Source organism: Chryseobacterium kimseyorum, from assembly GCF_025971945.1.
Lineage (GTDB): Bacteria > Bacteroidota > Bacteroidia > Flavobacteriales > Weeksellaceae > Chryseobacterium > Chryseobacterium kimseyorum.
In genome coordinates, this window is sequence record NZ_JAPDHW010000008.1 from 17495 (window position 1) to 35171 (window position 17677).

General features: G+C 36.9%; 12 protein-coding genes. 4 read left to right on the forward strand and 8 right to left on the reverse strand.

From position 1 onward, the window contains the following. Positions 1–102: 102 nt before the first annotated feature. Positions 103–2205, reverse strand: coding sequence for a TonB-dependent receptor (locus tag OMO38_RS12215; protein WP_264750458.1), 2103 nt, complete (start codon positions 2203–2205; stop codon positions 103–105). A 229-nt stretch (positions 2206–2434) separates the two neighbouring features. Continuing rightward, entirely contained in the window at positions 2435–3196 is a 762-nt protein-coding gene (locus OMO38_RS12220; protein WP_264750459.1) for a WG repeat-containing protein, read from the reverse strand. 396 nt (positions 3197–3592) lie between these two features. Here OMO38_RS12220 and OMO38_RS12225 point away from each other — a divergent pair, with 396 nt between their 5' ends. Continuing rightward, on the forward strand, positions 3593–6373 hold the full coding sequence (locus OMO38_RS12225; protein WP_264750460.1) for a bifunctional aconitate hydratase 2/2-methylisocitrate dehydratase: 2781 nt from the start codon (positions 3593–3595) through the stop codon (positions 6371–6373). Between the two features lie 433 nt (positions 6374–6806). Next, positions 6807–9074 carry an aconitate hydratase gene (locus OMO38_RS12230; RefSeq protein WP_264750461.1) on the forward strand — a complete coding sequence of 756 codons (2268 nt, stop codon included), beginning with the start codon at positions 6807–6809 and terminating at the stop codon, positions 9072–9074. A 48-nt stretch (positions 9075–9122) separates the two neighbouring features. Here the strand turns inward: OMO38_RS12230 and OMO38_RS12235 are convergent, their stop codons facing one another. Both OMO38_RS12235 and OMO38_RS12240 read right to left on the reverse strand, forming a co-directional pair. After that, positions 9123–9806, reverse strand: coding sequence for a LytR/AlgR family response regulator transcription factor (locus tag OMO38_RS12235; protein WP_264750462.1), 684 nt, complete (start codon positions 9804–9806; stop codon positions 9123–9125). Then, a complete protein-coding gene (locus OMO38_RS12240) occupies positions 9793–10806 on the reverse strand; it encodes a sensor histidine kinase (protein ID WP_264750463.1) in 1014 nt (337 codons plus the stop codon). Before OMO38_RS12240 ends, OMO38_RS12235 begins: the two co-directional genes overlap by 14 nt. A gap of 165 nt (positions 10807–10971) precedes the next feature. Between OMO38_RS12240 and OMO38_RS12245 the strand changes: the two genes are divergently transcribed. Continuing rightward, entirely contained in the window at positions 10972–11808 is an 837-nt protein-coding gene (locus tag OMO38_RS12245) for a DUF5694 domain-containing protein (RefSeq protein WP_264750464.1), read from the forward strand. Between the two features lie 5 nt (positions 11809–11813). On the opposite strand, the gene OMO38_RS12250 is transcribed toward OMO38_RS12245, so the two are convergent. After that, the gene (locus OMO38_RS12250) at positions 11814–13199 is read right to left on the reverse strand and encodes a mercuric reductase (protein ID WP_264750465.1); all 1386 of its coding nucleotides are present in this window, start codon (positions 13197–13199) and stop codon (positions 11814–11816) included. A gap of 286 nt (positions 13200–13485) precedes the next feature. Between OMO38_RS12250 and OMO38_RS12255 the strand changes: the two genes are divergently transcribed. Further along, positions 13486–15708, forward strand: a complete 2223-nt coding sequence (locus OMO38_RS12255; RefSeq protein WP_264750466.1) for an outer membrane beta-barrel protein — start codon at positions 13486–13488, stop codon at positions 15706–15708. A gap of 98 nt (positions 15709–15806) precedes the next feature. Here the strand turns inward: OMO38_RS12255 and OMO38_RS12260 are convergent, their stop codons facing one another. Genes OMO38_RS12260 through panB form a run of 3 tightly spaced genes read right to left on the reverse strand, consistent with a single transcriptional unit; the run spans position 15807 to position 17631 of the window. Beyond that, positions 15807–16490 (reverse strand): RluA family pseudouridine synthase, encoded by a 684-nt coding sequence (locus OMO38_RS12260; protein WP_264750671.1) that lies wholly within the window; start codon positions 16488–16490, stop codon positions 15807–15809. Further along, entirely contained in the window at positions 16490–16816 is a 327-nt protein-coding gene (locus OMO38_RS12265; RefSeq protein WP_264750467.1) for a hypothetical protein, read from the reverse strand. Before OMO38_RS12265 ends, OMO38_RS12260 begins: the two co-directional genes overlap by 1 nt. Beyond that, complete coding sequence (gene panB / locus OMO38_RS12270; RefSeq protein ID WP_264750468.1) at positions 16816–17631, reverse strand: 3-methyl-2-oxobutanoate hydroxymethyltransferase; 816 nt, start codon at positions 17629–17631, stop codon at positions 16816–16818. The genes OMO38_RS12265 and panB overlap by 1 nt, the downstream gene beginning before the upstream one ends. Between the last annotated feature and the right edge of the window lie 46 nt (positions 17632–17677).

Here is a 17677-nt window from a genome sequence, read left to right on the forward strand (position 1 = left end):
TTCTGGTATTAGTTTAAACAAAAAAGACTGCCGAAGCAGTCTTCAAAAATTTAATCTGAACTTTACTGAAATATAATGATATGAAATGATGTTCTATGGTGATTACTGAATTTTCCAGCTGATCCCGAACATAAAGTTCGTTCCTGCCTGAGAAAAGTACACCGGACCGTTGTAAACGTAGCCATTGTTGACGTATTTCTGATCCAGAATATTGTTGACTAAAAGCTTTAGAGCCACTTCCTGTCTGTTGATCTTAAAATCATACTGCGCGTTGAAATCGGTAAGCAGATAATCTTTAAGCTGCAGATCCTGTGTCTGGGTATTGTCTAAATACTGTTTCCCCACATACTGATTGGTCAGAATAAACTGGAAATTCTTTACCGGGCTGTATTTCAGGGTTAAATTGGCAATCAAATTGGGTGAAAAAGATATTTTTGTGTCCCCCAGATTCTGAACTCCTGTTTCATCCTCAATTCTGAAATCTAAATTCTGATTTTGGCTGGCACTTACGTTTCCAGAAATTTCAAACTGTTTTGAAACTTTTGCCAGAGCACCCACTTCAATCCCCCGTCTGTAACTTTTACCGGAATTAGTTCTGATAAATTCCCCGATATTGCTGATCTGTCCGTTTAAAACCAACTGATTCAGATAATACATATAATAGAGATTGGCTGTAAAAGCTACTTTTCCGAAACTCTTTTCAAAACCTGCTTCAAAATCGTGGAGTTTTTCAGATTTCACATCGTTATCTGAAATTAAATCATCACGGTTCGGCTCGCGCTGAGCGTGGGCATAGGAAACAAATACTTTTCCGCCACCAATTCTATAGTTAACTCCTGCTTTAGGATTGAAGAACATCCAGTTTTTATTGAGATTTGCACCTTCAAAATCTCCTTCCTGAAGAATTTTCGTGTCGTAATCTATATTTCTCAGTTGAAGATCTCCGAAGAATTCGAAATCATTTACCGTTACCAAAGCTTTGGCAAAACCTGCCACTTCATTCTTCACCGAACGGTTTCGGTAATATTCATATTGCTGAATCTGAGGATTAAAAACATCCGTAACATTACCGTAATGTCTTCCGTAGTATTGGTTTCCGACCACTCCAAAATTTAAATCCAAATTTTCAAATTTCCCGTATAATGTGGAAACTACGCCATAAAAATCATTATTCAGCCATTTTTTTCTGATGAAATCTGAATATTCTTCGCCATTAATATCGGGAAGATTATACCTTGCAAAAGGGTCACCCTGCTTATAGTTTTCGTAGTAACCACGGCCTTTTGTGTAGTGAAGTGTGGTTTCGAGACTCCAGTTTTCATTTAAACCCTGTTCCCAGAGTAATTGGTAATGATTTTGACGGTAATTGTCAGTTTCATTATCATAAAACCCGACGATGTTTTCCCAGTTCGCATCATAAATTGCTCCGGAAAAATTATATCTTGGGTTGGTTTCCCATGTTTTTCGGTCTACTCCATTCCACGCCTGATAGGTTTTTTCTTTACCACCAAATGCCATCAGACGGAGTTTTGTCATTCCTTCTTCAAACAAAGCAGTGAAATTATACGAATTAAGATCTGATGAAGCGCGATCAATAAAACCATCAGAATGAATATGTGAATATCTTCCCATTACAGAAAGGCGATCCTTCCAGAACTTTCCGGATCCTACCTCAGCAGAATATTTGTACGTATTAAAAGAACCGTAGCTGTCATCTGTTTTAAAATAAAACTTCTCTTCAGGTTCTTTAGAAATTACATTGATACTCGCCCCGAAAGCTGAAACTCCATTATTAGAAGTACCCACTCCTCTCTGAATGACAATCTGCGATGCTGAACTCGTCAAATCCGGAACATTCACAAAAAAAGTTCCCTGACTTTCAGAATCATTGAAAGGAACGCCGTTCATCATCACATTGATTCCTCGTCCGGCAACCCCACGAATTCTGAATCCCGTGTAACCAACACCATTTCCTGCATCGGAAGTTGAGATAATTGAAGTTTGATTTTTTAAGAGAATAGGTAAATCCTGTCCCAGATTTCTGCCGTCTAAATCTTTCTGTACATTAATGATTTCTTTGGCAACCGGCAACCTTTTGGTAAAGTTAACCGCTTCGATTTCTCTGACTTTCAGAGAATCTGCATTCTGCGTCTGTGCAAAACTTAAAGAACTTGCGGTAAGTCCTAAAAAAATAAATCCTTTCATTCTTATAAATTTTAAAAATTTAATGGAATAAAAGGGGCGATTATTTATAATTGATAATCGATAATTGATTTATCATTCAATCTTTTATCTACTATCATTCATCAATTATAATGAATGTTTCCCTAAACAGCATTACCTGTTCCAGGTTCATCGGGTATAATCTCAGCCCCTACCGGAGCACCCCTTTAATTTCAGCGCGAAATTACAAAAATTTAATGATCTTCCAAATTTAGTACGATTTATTATTAGAATCAATATAGTAATAGTTTTTATCGTCTTTGGTTACTTCAAACATTTTCCCCAATTTCCAGCTGTAGTTTCTTTTAATGTCGGCATATTCAAACGGAATGATAATATTGTTGTTGACATCGATAATCCCAAATTTATTTTTATGAGAAGCCACAATCATAGGATTTGACAGATCTTCACCTTCTAAAATATGCAGGTAGTCGTATTTAGGATAAATTTTAAAATGTGAGCGGTCAGCAGGATTACTGAATTTTGAATCTTCTATAATTCCGTACATCCCATTCAGAATATAGGCATGAAAAAGCTGTTTTCTAAATTCAGTCTGGCATTTCCCCAAATCTGCATTTTTATACTGATAGACTCTTTTCCCAGCCTGATTGATTCGGTAAGAGATATTATTTTTTTCAACTGTAGCAAAATGAGCCGTTCCAAACTTCTTTGCATTAGGATTTGGTGAGTTGAGAAGATTACAATCTTCGGCAAAAAACATAGCAATGTGGTATTCAGGAGAGATGACGAATTTCCCTTTCTGATTAACATATCCAAAATTATCATTTAATTTTTGCGGAATTAATAAAGGAGCATTTTCATTAATCAGAACTAAATTACTTTCTGGTTTTTTCTTAACAATTGGCTTAGGCGACGTCTTTTTATTTGTTAAATTGCTGCTTTTCAAAACTTTGGATTGAGCAAAAAAGCTCAGTGACATAAGCATAAGAATAACATTGAAAATTTTCTTCATAACGGTTTGTGTTCAAAATATCTGCCAAAAATAGAAAATATAAAATACATATTTATACAGAATCTAAATAATTTACACCCAAAAAAATATTAAAATTCCGTATTTTTGGGAACATTTTTTAAATGTTTGATAATTTAAAACGTTTTTAAGCCTAGACATCTGATTGTACAAGATCAACAGCCACCAAACGTTTTATCCGAAAAGAGTTTTTGCGGCGAGACAGATTGCAGGTAAACCACTATATTTCAGAAAAGTCCTTTTATTATTTACCCAATGGGACACATTATTATCTCACATTTATAGAAATGGTGTAGATTATACCTTTTGATTCTTTTATTTTTCAGATGACAACTGTTGACTAATCTACCTTTAATTTTTTAAAAAGAACTTCTATTTATGAATATTTATCAGGATTACATCCAAGAGATTGAAGAAAGAAAAATTCAGGGTCTTCACCCAAAACCAATTGATGGTGCTGAACTTTTAAGCGCGATCATTGCACAGATTAAAGATAAGAATAACGAATACAGAGCAGATTCTCTGAAATTCTTTATCTACAACAGTTTACCGGGTACAACACCTGCAGCAGTTGTGAAAGCTCAGTTTTTAAAAGAAATCATTTTAGGTGAATCCGTATTAGAAGAAATCACTCCTGCTTTTGCGTTTGAATTGTTATCTCATATGAAAGGTGGCCCTTCAATCAAAGTATTGTTGGATTTAGCTTTAGGGAACGATGCTGCAATTGCTAAAGAAGCTGCAAATGTTTTAAAGACTCAGGTTTTCCTTTACGAAGCAGATACTGACCGTCTGAAAGCAGCTTTCCACAGCGGAAACGAAATCGCAAAAGAAATCATTGAAAGCTATGCACAGGCAGAATTCTTTACAAAACTTCCTGAGGCTGCTGAAGAAATCAAAGTAGTAACCTATATCGCTGGTGAAGGTGATATTTCTACAGATTTATTATCTCCGGGAAATCAGGCGCACTCGAGATCAGACCGTGAACTTCATGGTTTGTGTATGATGACTCCTGAGGCTCAGAAAGAAATTCAGGCTTTACAGGCGCAGCATCCTGACAAAAGCGTCATGTTGATCGCTGAGAAAGGAACAATGGGTGTGGGTTCTTCAAGAATGTCGGGTGTGAATAACGTTGCACTTTGGACAGGTAAACAGGCAAGTCCTTACATTCCATTTGTAAACATTGCTCCCATTGTAGCGGGAACAAACGGTATTTCTCCAATTTTCTTAACGACTGTTGACGTAACGGGTGGAATTGGTATTGACCTTCAAAACTGGGTGAAAAAACTGGATGCAGAAGGAAATGTGATCCGTAACGAAAATAATGAGCCAATTCTTGAGGAAGTTTATTCTGTAGCTACAGGAACAGTTCTTACGATTAATACAAAGACCAAAAAATTATACAATGGTGACCAGGAATTGAAAGATATTTCTAAGTCATTCACGCCACAAAAGATGGAATTCATCAAAGCGGGTGGATCTTACGCGATTGTTTTTGGTAAAAAATTACAGACCTGGGCTTCTGGAATTTTAGGAATTGAAATTCCTACCGTTTACGCTCCATCTAAAGAAATTACAAAAGAAGGTGTAGGACTTTCTGCTGTTGAAAAAATATTTAACAAAAATGCTGTTGGTTTAGCTCCAGGAAAAGTTTTACACGCTGGATCTGACGTAAGAGTTGAAGTAAACATTGTTGGATCTCAGGACACAACCGGTTTGATGACTGCACAGGAATTGGAATCAATGGCTGCGACAGTTATTTCTCCAATCGTTGACGGTGCTTACCAATCTGGATGTCACACAGCTTCGGTTTGGGATAAAAAAGCTCAGGCTAACATTCCTAGATTGATGAAATTTATGAATGATTTCGGTTTGATCACTGCCCGTGACCCGAAAGGTGAATACCACGCAATGACAGACGTTATTCACAAAGTACTGAACGATATTACAATTGACGAGTGGGCAATCATCATCGGAGGTGACTCTCACACGAGAATGTCTAAAGGTGTTGCTTTCGGAGCTGATTCTGGGACGGTAGCTTTAGCTCTAGCGACTGGTGAAGCATCAATGCCAATCCCGGAATCTGTAAAAGTAACTTTCAAAGGCGACATGAAACATCACATGGATTTCCGTGATGTAGTACATGCGACTCAATTGCAAATGTTGCAGCAGTTTGGAGGAGAAAATGTATTCCAGGGTAGAATTATTGAGGTTCACATCGGAACACTTCCTGCTGATCAGGCATTCACATTTACAGACTGGACTGCAGAAATGAAAGCAAAAGCTTCAATCTGTATCTCTGAAGACGATACTTTGATCGAATCACTGGAAATTGCAAAAAGCAGAATCCAAATCATGATCGAGAAAGGAATGGATAACCATAATCAGGTGCTTCAGGGATTAATCAACAAAGCGAACAAGAGAATTACAGAAATTAAATCCGGCGAAAAACCAGCTTTAACTCCTGATTCAAATGCAAGTTATTACGCAGAAGTGGTAGTTGATCTTGACATGATTGTAGAGCCAATGATTGCTGACCCGGACGTAAACAACGAAGATGTTTCTAAAAGATATACGCACGACACGATCAGAGACCTTACTTATTACGGAGGTGATAAAAAAGTGGATTTAGGTTTCGTAGGATCTTGTATGGTTCACAAAGGTGACTTGAAAATTGTTTCTCAGATGCTGAGAAACATCGAAAGAAGAGATGGTAAAGTTGAATTCTTAGCTCCTCTAGTAGTTGCTGCTCCAACTTACAACATCATCGATGAACTGAAAGCTGAGGGTGACTGGGAATTACTAGAAAAATATTCAGGTTTTGAATTTGACGATAATGCTCCAAAAGGTGCAGCACGTGTTGAGTACAAAAACATGATGTATCTTGAGCGTCCGGGATGTAACCTTTGTATGGGTAACCAGGAAAAAGCTGAAAAAGGAGATACTGTTTTGGCAACTTCTACAAGACTTTTCCAGGGAAGAGTGGTTGAAGATTCAGAACGTAAAAAAGGTGAATCTTTATTAGCTTCTACTCCTGTAGTTGTACTGTCTGCGATCATCGGAAGAATTCCAAGCATTGAAGAATACAAAGCAGCTGTTGAGGGAATTGATTTGACGACTTTTGTACCGTCTATCAAAGAATTGGTTACCGTGGGTCACTAATTGATTTTTAAGTAAAAGTCGGAAGGCTTTTTAAATATAAAATGGAAGATTTCTTGCGAAGTCTTCCATTTTTTGTTTAGAACATTTCCATTTAAGACTCAGTATGTTATATTTTATCTTAAATCAATACCTTCAATTCTATTTTTTCTTAACTTGATAGTTAGAAATAATCTCAGTCATTCATCATTTTTATCCTTTATTAAAGATTGGAGGAACGGTATTTGATGGATTATAAAGGATTAAAATTTTCTATTTTATTTGAATGATTAATGAACTATTGAATTCTTATTTAAGTTTACGGCTTTGTAATAATTAAAAGCATTCAAAAAAAGCCATAGTGTGCTTTTGTGTTCAAGATTAATCTTTAGCTTAAACAGATATTCAATAAATTAAAAATAGAAAATTACGAAAAACAGAAAAATTAAATTAAGATATGACATTCGACATTGACATGATCAAAAAAGTGTACGAACGCTATCCTGAAAGAATTGCAGCAGCAAGACAAATTACAGGAAAGCCGTTGACACTTTCAGAAAAAATTCTTTACACCCACTTGTGGGAAGGAAACGCAACAAAAGAACATGAAAGAGGAAATTCCTATGTGGATTTCGCTCCCGATAGAGTGGCCATGCAGGATGCGACGGCTCAGATGGCTCTTTTACAGTTTATGCAGGCTGGAAAAGCCAAAGTTGCCGTGCCTTCAACTGCTCACGCAGATCACCTGATTCAGGCGAGAGTGGGTGCAGAATCAGATTTACAGGAAGGAATCAATAAGAACTCTGAGGTTTTCAACTTCTTAGGCTCCGTCTGTGATAAATACGGAATCGGTTTCTGGAAACCTGGAGCCGGAATTATCCACCAGGTTGTTTTGGAAAACTACGCATTCCCTGGAGGAATGATGATTGGAACCGACTCTCATACGGTTAACGCTGGTGGATTAGGAATGGTGGCCATCGGAGTTGGTGGTGCAGATGCTGTTGACGTTATGGCCGGAATGGCTTGGGAATTAAAAATGCCAAAATTAATCGGTGTAAAATTAACCGGTAAAATGTCTGGCTGGACTTCCGCAAAAGATGTTATCCTAAAAGTAGCCGGAATTCTTACCGTAAAAGGTGGAACCGGATGCATCGTAGAATATTTCGGTGACGGTGCAATTTCTTTATCCGCAACAGGAAAAGGAACAATCTGTAACATGGGTGCTGAAATCGGTGCCACGACTTCGACTTTCGGATATGATGATTCGATGAGAAGATATCTTGCTTCCACCGGAAGACAGGATGTTGTAGATGCCGCAGATAAAGTAGCAGAACATCTAACGGGTGATGCAGAAGTGTATGCAAACCCTGAACAGTATTTTGATCAGGTGATTGAAATTAATCTATCGGAATTGGCTCCTCATTTAAACGGACCGTTTACACCAGATTTGGCAACTCCGGTTTCTGAATTTAAAGCAAAAGCAGAAGCGAACGGATGGCCAATCGAAGTGGAATGGGCATTGATCGGATCGTGTACCAACTCTTCATACGAAGATTTGTCAAGGGCAGCTTCCATCGTTGAAGATGCAGTGGCAAAAGGTGTAAAACCAAAAGCTATTTTAGGAATCAACCCAGGTTCTGAGCAGGTGAAATTTACCGCGGAAAGAGATGGATTTTTAGATTCTTTCAGAAAATTTGAAAATGCCAGAATCTTTACCAATGCCTGTGGACCTTGTATCGGACAGTGGGACAGAGAAGGCGCTGACAAAGGTGAGAAAAACTCAATCATTCACTCTTTCAACAGAAACTTTGCAAAAAGAGCCGACGGAAACCCAAATACCCATGCTTTCGTAGCTTCACCGGAAATGGTAGCAGCTATCGCAATTTCAGGAAGATTGGATTTCAATCCGATTACAGATACTTTGACTGCTGAAAACGGTGAACAGATAAAATTAAATGAGCCAAGCGGTTCGGAATTACCTTCAAAAGGCTTTGCCGTTGATGACAATGGTTACCAGGCGCCTTCAGAAGATGGTTCGACTGTTGAAGTAAAGGTGAGTCCAACTTCAGACAGACTTCAGTTACTGGAAGAATTCCCGGCTTGGGACGGTAAAAACATTACCGGAGCGAGAGTTTTAATTAAAGCTTTCGGTAAATGCACAACGGATCACATTTCTATGGCCGGACCGTGGTTGAAATACAGAGGACATTTAGATAATATCTCAAACAACATGTTGATCGGCGCTGTAAATGCGTACAACATGGAAACCAACAAAGTAAAAAACCAGCTGGATGGTGCTTACGGTGAAGTTCCTGCTGTACAGAGAGCGTACAAAGCTGCAGGAATTCCTTCGATTGTTGTGGGGGATCAAAACTATGGTGAAGGTTCTTCAAGAGAGCACGCAGCGATGGAGCCCAGACATTTAGGCGTAAAAGCTGTCCTGGTAAAATCATTTGCAAGAATTCATGAAACCAACCTGAAAAAACAGGGAATGTTGGGATTGACTTTTGCTGATGAAACAGATTATGATAAAATTCAGGAAGACGACATGGTTAACTTCTTAGATTTGGATCAGTTTGCCCCGGGAAAACAGCTGACTTTGGAATTCATTCATACCGATGGAACCAAAGATACTGTTTTGGCGAATCACACGTATAATGACCAGCAGATCGATTGGTTTAAGGCAGGTTCTGCTTTGAATTTGATTAAGCAACAGGAGAATTAAAATTTCTTTTAAGATAATGAAAGCAACTTCAAAACTGGAGTTGCTTTTTTATTTCAACTTTTCCAGCATATTTGATTTATACATATCACCGATGGGAACCTCATGTCCGGAATTGAGAATAATCTTTTTTGAACCTACACTTTTTATCTCATTTAAATTTAAGATAAACGATTTGTGAATCCTTGTAAAATTTGCAGGAAGCTGATTTTCCATCGATTTTAAAGTATCCAAAACTATATATTCCTGAGCCTCAGTTTTGATGTTCACGTAATCTTTGATGCTTTCTACATAAAGAATTTCATCAAAATTGATCCGGTGTTTTTGACCAGATGATTTTACAAAGAAGTGATTGACTTCTTTTGCTTCATCCAAAGAAAAACGTTCCTGAACTTTCAGAATACTTTGATTAAAACGCCCGAAAGAAATCGGTTTTAAAAGATAGTCGACGACATTGTGTTCATAACCTTCCAAAGCATATTCTGAATACGCAGTGGTGAGAATATATTTCATTTTGTCACCGACAATTTTCATAAAGTTGATTCCGTTGAGTTCGGGCATTTGAATATCCAAAAACACAAGATCAACTTCATTTCTCTGAATAAATTCTAAAGCTTCAACAGGATTCTCTGACGAGAAAACAAGGTCTAAAAAAGGAATTTCCTCAACGTAACTCTCGAGAAGCGCAACGGCAAGCGGCTCGTCATCAACAATAATGCACTTAATTTTTTTCATTCAAATCAATCTTTAAATCTATTGTAAAATCAATATCTGTTTCTGTAATTTTCAGCTCATATTTTTTGGGATACAATATTTCGAGACGCTTTTTTACATTTTCAATTCCGATTCCGGAAATCTCATCTTTCAATTTTTCACTTTTGAAGTTGAAGAGATATAAATGCAGAATTTTATTTTTATCCGAAATTTTCATCTCAAAACCTTTATTTCTAAAATCTCCATGCTTGAAAGCATTTTCAACAAACGGAACTAAAATCATTGGTGAAATTTTGAGTTCCGGATCGTTCAGCTTTTTTTCAACACTCAATAATTCAGGATTTCTAATTCTCAATTTTTCAAGTTCAATCAAACTGTCGAGGTAGCCAATTTCTTTATCTAAAGTAATGAAATCATTTTCAAGATCTTTGGTTGTGTATCTTAACAATTGCCCCAGCTGCTCAATTGCCGGCAATGCTTTCTCCGAATTCTGATAAACCAAAGCATAGATATTATTCAGAGAATTAAATATAAAATGCGGATTAATCTGTGTTTTTAAAGCCTGTAATTCTGCAGTTTTCTTCGCTTCAGTCAATTCCGATTTTTCTTTTTCCGCATTGATAAAATATTTAAAAAACCAAAATGCTGTACTGATAAAAATCGTCGTGCTGCTGTAGAAAACATTATCGAAAAAATAATAGAAAATATTGGTGTCCGCCGGATAATTTCTGATATTAAAAATTGCTGGGAAAAGCCACTGTTCAATAGAATACCGTATCCCGACAAAGCAACTTACGCTGATAACAAAAGCAAAAACAGAACGGTAAATTTTATCGGCATGGAAAAACGTTGGAACAACAAGGAAATAATTTACATAAAAACATATAAAGCTCGCCATGAAAAACGTAATATCGAGAATGACAGAGCTGATTCCATAGGCAATTCCGGGAAGGACGACAGAACCAATGAGGTAAATTACCCAGAAAAATATATGCAGATAAATAAATTTTTCAATTTTCATAAAACAAATTTAAAATTTCATTTAAAACTGCCACTCCCGATTCTACAAACCCATCGGTTTTTCGGATGAAATTTATTTTAACTGAATAAATTGACTCTTCCTCTAAAAGCTGTTTCATAAAAAATAAATGACCATTAGTTTTGAATAAATTTAAAATTAAAACATATGAATTTCAACAAACTTCTTATCCCTTTATTACTTTTGTTAGCTGCGAAAATATTTGCTCAGAAAACGCCTTACGACAAACTTACTATTTATAAAACAAAATTTGATGATGCTGTTCCCGTACTAAATGTCGCCACCTTTCACATGGGACAAACTCCGGATGCAAACAGCACCGAATTTAATGAACATGATTTAAAAAACCAGCTCGAAATAAAGGAAGTTGCGAAACTTCTGGCAGAGTTTAAACCGACAATTATTGTGATCGAAGATTTACCACAAAATGACAGCCTGAGAAATATGTATTATCAGGAATATGTAAAAAATCCAAAACTGAAGTTTGAAAATCCTGATGAACGCGAACTTTTGGCTTATGAAGTTGGAAGATTGAGTGGCTCAAAAAAGATTTTTGGAATTGATTTTAAAGAAAATTACAACTATAAAATCGGGTATTTCGTTCCCAATAAGATGGATAAAAATACAAATGATGCGTACTGGAAATTATCAGCAGAAAACGACAGAAAAAATCCTGAGGATGGAATCCCTTTCTATGATTTGTTTAAGCTCAATAATCATCCTCAGTATTTGGAAAGTTTAATTAATCTCAATGCAGACATGCTGACGTATGTTTCAACCAAGGGAAAATCTGAAGGTGCTGATGAAGCCGCGAAATTCTATCACAGAAACCTTGTAATGTTTTCTAATTTAAACCAAATTCCAATCGATAAAAACGACAGAATATTTATTTTAATGGGTGGAGCGCACACTGCATTCTTTATGGATTTTTTGAAGAGAAGTCCGAAATACAAAGTGGAAAACATATTTGATTACTTAAAATAAGCAGTTTATTCCAATTCATCAAATAGCGTATTTAAAGATTCCGAATACGTAGGATGCGAAAAAATGAAAGTCTGTAAAACCTTGGCAGGAATATTTCCGGTCATCGCCATTTGAATGACAGATGCCATTTCTCCTCCTTCGGTGCCGATGATCGCAGCTCCTAAAATCTTACCGCTGTCCTGATCTACGATTGCTTTCCAAATACCTTGTATTTCTGCGGATTCCAGTCCACGTGTAATTCTTTTAGCTTCAATTTTGACGACCGAAAAATTTAGTTTCTTCTGTGTTGCCTCTTTTTCAGACAAGCCTACTCTGCCGACCTGCGGATCTGTAAAGACTGTGTAAGGAATGATTCGTCCTTCTGTAGACCCTGTTTTTTCATCCAAAATATTATCGCTTACGATCACGTAATCATTGTAAGCGATATGGGTAAACTGCGGACCGCCTTTAATGTCTCCGAGTGCGTAGACTCCATCAACATTGGTTTCCAGTTTAGAATTTACTTTGATGAATCCTTTTTCGTCTGCTTTTATGCCGGCATTTTCGAGCTTCAAACTGTCTGAATTGGATTTTCTGCCGGGGACGATCAACAAATGTGTTCCTTTGATCTGCTTCTGCTTATGATCTTCGGAAAAAGTTAAAGTAATTTCTTGACCGTCCTGCTCCACTTTTTCAATCTCAGCATTCAGGTGAAATTTCAGTCCTTCCTCTTCCAGTATTTCCTGCATATTTGTTGCAATATCTGGATCTTCGTTAGACATGATCTGACTTGCTTTATCAACGATAACTACTTCACTTCCGAAACGGCTGTACATCTGACCCAATTCCAGTCCGATGTAGCCACTGCCAATCACGATTAATTTTTCTGGAATTTCACGAAGTTCAAGTATTCCTGTAGAATCGTACCATTTCACATTGTTTAGGCCATCAATTTCAAGAGTTGCGGGTCTGCATCCGGCGTTAATGAAGATGTGAGGCGCTGTAAATTCAACAGTTTCGCCATTTTCCTGTTGCACAGAAATTGTTTTTTCTCCGCTGAAAGATGCCGTCCCAAATATCAGGTCAAGATTCCCGGCTTCCTCTAAATTTTTCTTCACCCCTTTTCTGGAATCTTCTACAATTTTTTCCTTCCTTTTCTGAGTGGCATCAAAATCTATTGATACTTTCTGAACTGAAATCCCATGTTTTTCTGAACTATTTATCGTGTGCATTACTTTAGCCGAGGCGATTAAGATTTTACTTGGCGTGCATCCCACATTTACGCAGACACCACCCAGCATTCCTTCAGATTTCTCTATTAAAACTGTTTTCCAGCCGGCAGAAGATAATTTTATTGCAAGAGGATTTCCTGCTTGTCCGGAACCGATGATGATGGCGTCTTTTTGTATCATTATTTTGAAGTTGATTTAGATTGTAAACTGTATTTATTATCAGTTTCAATTTCTATTCCTTTATGGATTAATAATAAAATAAATAGCCAGAATTTTATAATTCAATTACATTTTTTCTGGAAAGTTTAGGTTTAGGATTGTTATCTATTAATAAGGTAATATCAAACCCTCGATTATGAAAAAGAACTTAGGATTGCAAATGTTTTTCATACAATCATTTTTCTTCTGTTCTTCTGTAACAAAATCCGTTTTTCGGCGTCTAACAGAATAAATAGTAAATCCCCAGATGAAGAAAATACTACTTTCTCTTTCAGTATTAGCGTCAACGCTCTTTTTTGCTCAGGAAACGAAAGAAACAAACAATTCTAAAATTAAAGAAAAGGAAATTGAAGGCGTGGTCATGACCAAAACTAAGAAAGCCATTGAGCAGAAGGCTGACCGTACAATTTTTGATTTTTCTGAACAGTCACATCTGAATAACGGAAATGTTTTGGAGGGAATCAAAAAACTTCCCGGACTAGTTTCTACTGACATCGCAGGAATGATGTATCAAGGTAAAATGCTGGATGTCTATTTAAATGGAAGACCTTTAAATATTTCAAGTAATGAACTGAATTCTTTTCTTGAAGGAATGCCCGCAAATTCTGTCGAAAAAATTGAAGTGATCACACAGCCCGGAGCAGAATTTCCTGCCACATCGGGAGGTGCAATTATGAACATTATTACCAATAAAAATGCAAATAAATATCTCACAGCCACTTACTCCGGAAACTATAATTTTTCCAATGAAGACAAACTGAGAAGCAGAACGAGTAATTCTTTAAATTTAAATGCAAGAAACAAACTGTTTGGATGGCAGCTAAGCGTAGGACAAAACTACCGTGAAAGCATGATGAATTCTAACCAAGACAATCTGATGTTTGCAAATACAGACAGAGTCGGAAGAGGATATTTTGCAAAATCCGGACTGACATTTGACTTAGGTGAGGACCGGTTGCTTTTAAACTATGATATTTACCATAATAAAAATGATAATTACACGGCAAGTATTGGCTTAGCAGACGTCACGGTTTTGCAAAATCCAAAAATTTCCAGAGAAGCATATTTTAATGCTTTTGATGCAGCCAATACCAATAATCTTAGACAGGAAGCCGTGGCTACTTATCAGGTTCGTTTTGACGACAAACTCAAAAAACTTGATTTTCAATTTGGTTTTACGAAATCGGACAGCAAATTTGGTCAGAATAATATTTTCAGGAATGGAATTTTCACCGATACCCAACAGCCATTCGATTTTACAGCAGGAAATGTGTTAGAAAACAGTTCAGATATGAGAATTGCCAATTTCAAAGTGGATTATTCTCAGCCGTTAAAGATTCTTGATGACGGGAAAGTAAGTTTCGGAGGTTTGTATGAAAAACAAAATTTCGATACAGAAAGTCGCGGACTTACCAATCTTGAATATCAAAGACAGACTGCATCCACTTATCTGGAGTTTCAGGCTAAATTGAAGAAATTTGATTTCATTGCCGGCGCGAGGGCAGAAAATTATGATATTTCAGGAATTACCAGAGTTGACAGCAGCAATACGATTATTCAGAAAGATTTAATTCCATTCAACAAGTTTAAAATTTTCCCAAATGCAAGCGTGCAGTACAGTGTGATGAAACAGGTGTATGCTTTGGCTAATTACAATAAAAAAATTAATCTGCCGAGTATTTCTGCATTAAACCCAAACAACAATACATTCCAGGGACCAAACACTCAGGTCACAGGAAACCCTTTCCTTCAACCTACCATCTTCGATAATTTTGAAGTGAAAATATCTGCTTTTGATTATGCATTTATTGGGTATAGTGTGAGTAATGCCAAAAATCAGGTTGCACAGATTATAAGAAGAGAAGGAAAGAATATTTTTAACCAGCAGGTGAACATTTCGGAGATGAAGATTCATAATTTCAACGTTGGACTTCCTGTTCCGTTTATGATTTTTTCAAAGCCACTGAGTGAGATTATGAAATTTGATTTTAATCCTGATAAAATTAATTTTATGTATCTGTATGCAGGATATCAAAAACACGACATCAATAATCTGCAAAATAATGGCTTCTGGATTTTCAATGTTATGACGCAGATCCTTCTTCCAAAAGACATCAAGCTGACAGCAAACTACAGTTACTTAACGCCAAGAGCAGGATATTTTTATTTTACCGCAGAAAAACCATTCAACAATTCAGTAGATATCACGCTAACCAAGAAATTTCTTGACAACCGTTTGACGGTTTCCATCTTTGGAAATGATATCTTAAACGGACAGGTGATGCAGATCAGAACCAACAACCCGACTGGAGGTGAAAGCCTTTTCATCAGAACAAAATACGACAGCAGAAATTTTGGTTTATCGGTGAACTATAAGATTCCGACGAAGAACAAATTAGCGAAAGAAGATGCCAATATTCTTAACAGCAAGAAAGAAGAGACTGGTGGAGTGTTGCAGACCGGTCAGTAAAGAAAAGTTATCGGTACTGAGAGAAGGTGTGACATCCAATATTTACACTAAATAAAAGATGGCTCTGAATAATATCAGAGCCATCTTTTATTTTTAATTTAGTTTTCTTCACATGCTCTCCATATCGCATCATTTTGAGGAACAGGTGCAGTGATGACAATATTTTCTTTTGTCACAGGGTGTACAAATTCTAATTTTCTTGCATGAAGATTGATTCCGCCATCGGGATTGGATCTTGGAGCTCCGTATTTTAAATCACCCTTAATAGGAACTCCAGTTTTCGACAACTGAGCCCGGATCTGATGGTGACGGCCTGTTTCCAGATCAATTTCCAATAGAAGATAATTATCTAAAGTCTTTATTACTGTATACGTAAGGATAGATTCTTTCGCCCCTTCTGTAACTTTCGTAAAAACACTGGCTTTATTATTCTTTTCGTTTTTCTTTAAATAATGAATCAGTCTCTGACTTTGGGGAATTATCTCTTTACCGACCACTGCCCAATATGTTTTTTTAACCTCCCGATTTTTCACCATCTGAGTTAAACGGCTGAGTGCTTTAGAAGTTTTAGCATAAATAACCAAGCCCGATGTAGGGCGGTCAATACGATGCACCAAACCAAGGAAAACATTTCCCGGCTTGCCATCTCTTATTTTTATGAAATTTTTAATAGAATCCAGCAGAGATTCATCTCCGGTCTTATCTCCCTGCACTAATTGCCCAACTTTTTTATTGATAACCAAAAGGTGATTATCTTCATAAACAATTTGTTCCTCCATAATTACTGACGGTTCGCTGATCTGTTGGTAAACGAAATGATTACTCCACCCAGTAAACCAATTGTTTTAATAAATGAAAAATTAGAATCCACTGGCAAAAATGCTCCGATGATACACAAAGCTGCTGCTCCATACATTGGATATTTAAATTTTTCATTGGCAAGCAACGGAGCCTGTAAGATGAAACTTAATCCTATTAAAAGATAAAAAAGCTTCCTTGAAAGAATGTCATTAATCTCAGGTGAAAACAAATGAAACCAACCCACAACCAAACATAATATAGCTAAAACAGAAATTACTCCCTGTGCCAATTGCAAATTATCTCTCATTAGTAACTTTCGTTTTGATTAGGAAAATCTGAACTTTTCACATCTTTCACATACTGACTTACTGCACCTGTAATTTCTGTGTAGAGATCAAGATATCTTCTTAAAAACTTGGGCGAAAATCCTTTATTCATTCCCACCATATCGTGGTACACCAAAACCTGTCCGTCACAATCAGGACCAGCTCCGATTCCGATGGTTGGAATACTAATGCTTTCTGAAACTTTTTTTGCCAAATCTGCAGGTATTTTTTCTAAAACAAGCCCAAAACATCCCAGCTCCTCCAAAAGTTTTGCATCACTGATCAGTTTTTCAGCTTCTCCTTCCTCTTTAGCCCTTACTTTATAGGTTCCAAACTGATAGATTGACTGTGGTGTTAAACCTAAATGTCCCATCACCGGAATTCCGGCATTGATTATTTTTTTTATTGATTTTGAAATCTCTTTCCCACCTTCAATTTTTATAGCGTGTGCGCCACCCTCTTTCATCATTCTTACAGACGACTCCAATGCTTTGTCTGGATTACTCTGATAAGTTCCGAAGGGAAGATCAGCAATCACCAACGCTCTGTCTACTCCTCGTACCACACTCTGAGTGTGATAAATCATCTGATCTAATGTGATGGGCAAAGTGGTTTCGAAACCTGCCATTACATTCGCTGCCGAGTCTCCGATCAGAATAGCATCTATCCCTCCTGCATCAACCATCTTGGCAGTAGTAAAATCGTACGCCGTAAGCATGGTTATTTTCTCCTTATCGAATTTCATTTTCCGTAAGGTTTCCGTAGTAACTCTTTTAATTTCAGAATGAACAGACATAATATATGTATTGTTTAAAAGTTAAAAAGTCGGCTTTCGCCGACTT

Bases quoted from the DNA above. Each gene is read 5' to 3' on its own strand.
- OMO38_RS12215 (WP_264750458.1), bottom strand. From the start codon at position 2,205: ATGAAAGGATTTATTTTTTTAGGACTTACCGCAAGTTCTTTAAGTTTT.
- OMO38_RS12220 (WP_264750459.1), bottom strand. From the start codon at position 3,196: ATGAAGAAAATTTTCAATGTTATTCTTATGCTTATGTCACTGAGCTTT.
- OMO38_RS12225 (WP_264750460.1), top strand. From the start codon at position 3,593: ATGAATATTTATCAGGATTACATCCAAGAGATTGAAGAAAGAAAAATT.
- OMO38_RS12230 (WP_264750461.1), top strand. From the start codon at position 6,807: ATGACATTCGACATTGACATGATCAAAAAAGTGTACGAACGCTATCCT.
- OMO38_RS12235 (WP_264750462.1), bottom strand. From the start codon at position 9,806: ATGAAAAAAATTAAGTGCATTATTGTTGATGACGAGCCGCTTGCCGTT.
- OMO38_RS12240 (WP_264750463.1), bottom strand. From the start codon at position 10,806: ATGAAAATTGAAAAATTTATTTATCTGCATATATTTTTCTGGGTAATT.
- OMO38_RS12245 (WP_264750464.1), top strand. From the start codon at position 10,972: ATGAATTTCAACAAACTTCTTATCCCTTTATTACTTTTGTTAGCTGCG.
- OMO38_RS12250 (WP_264750465.1), bottom strand. From the start codon at position 13,199: ATGATACAAAAAGACGCCATCATCATCGGTTCCGGACAAGCAGGAAAT.
- OMO38_RS12255 (WP_264750466.1), top strand. From the start codon at position 13,486: ATGAAGAAAATACTACTTTCTCTTTCAGTATTAGCGTCAACGCTCTTT.
- OMO38_RS12265 (WP_264750467.1), bottom strand. From the start codon at position 16,816: ATGAGAGATAATTTGCAATTGGCACAGGGAGTAATTTCTGTTTTAGCT.
- panB (WP_264750468.1), bottom strand. From the start codon at position 17,631: ATGTCTGTTCATTCTGAAATTAAAAGAGTTACTACGGAAACCTTACGG.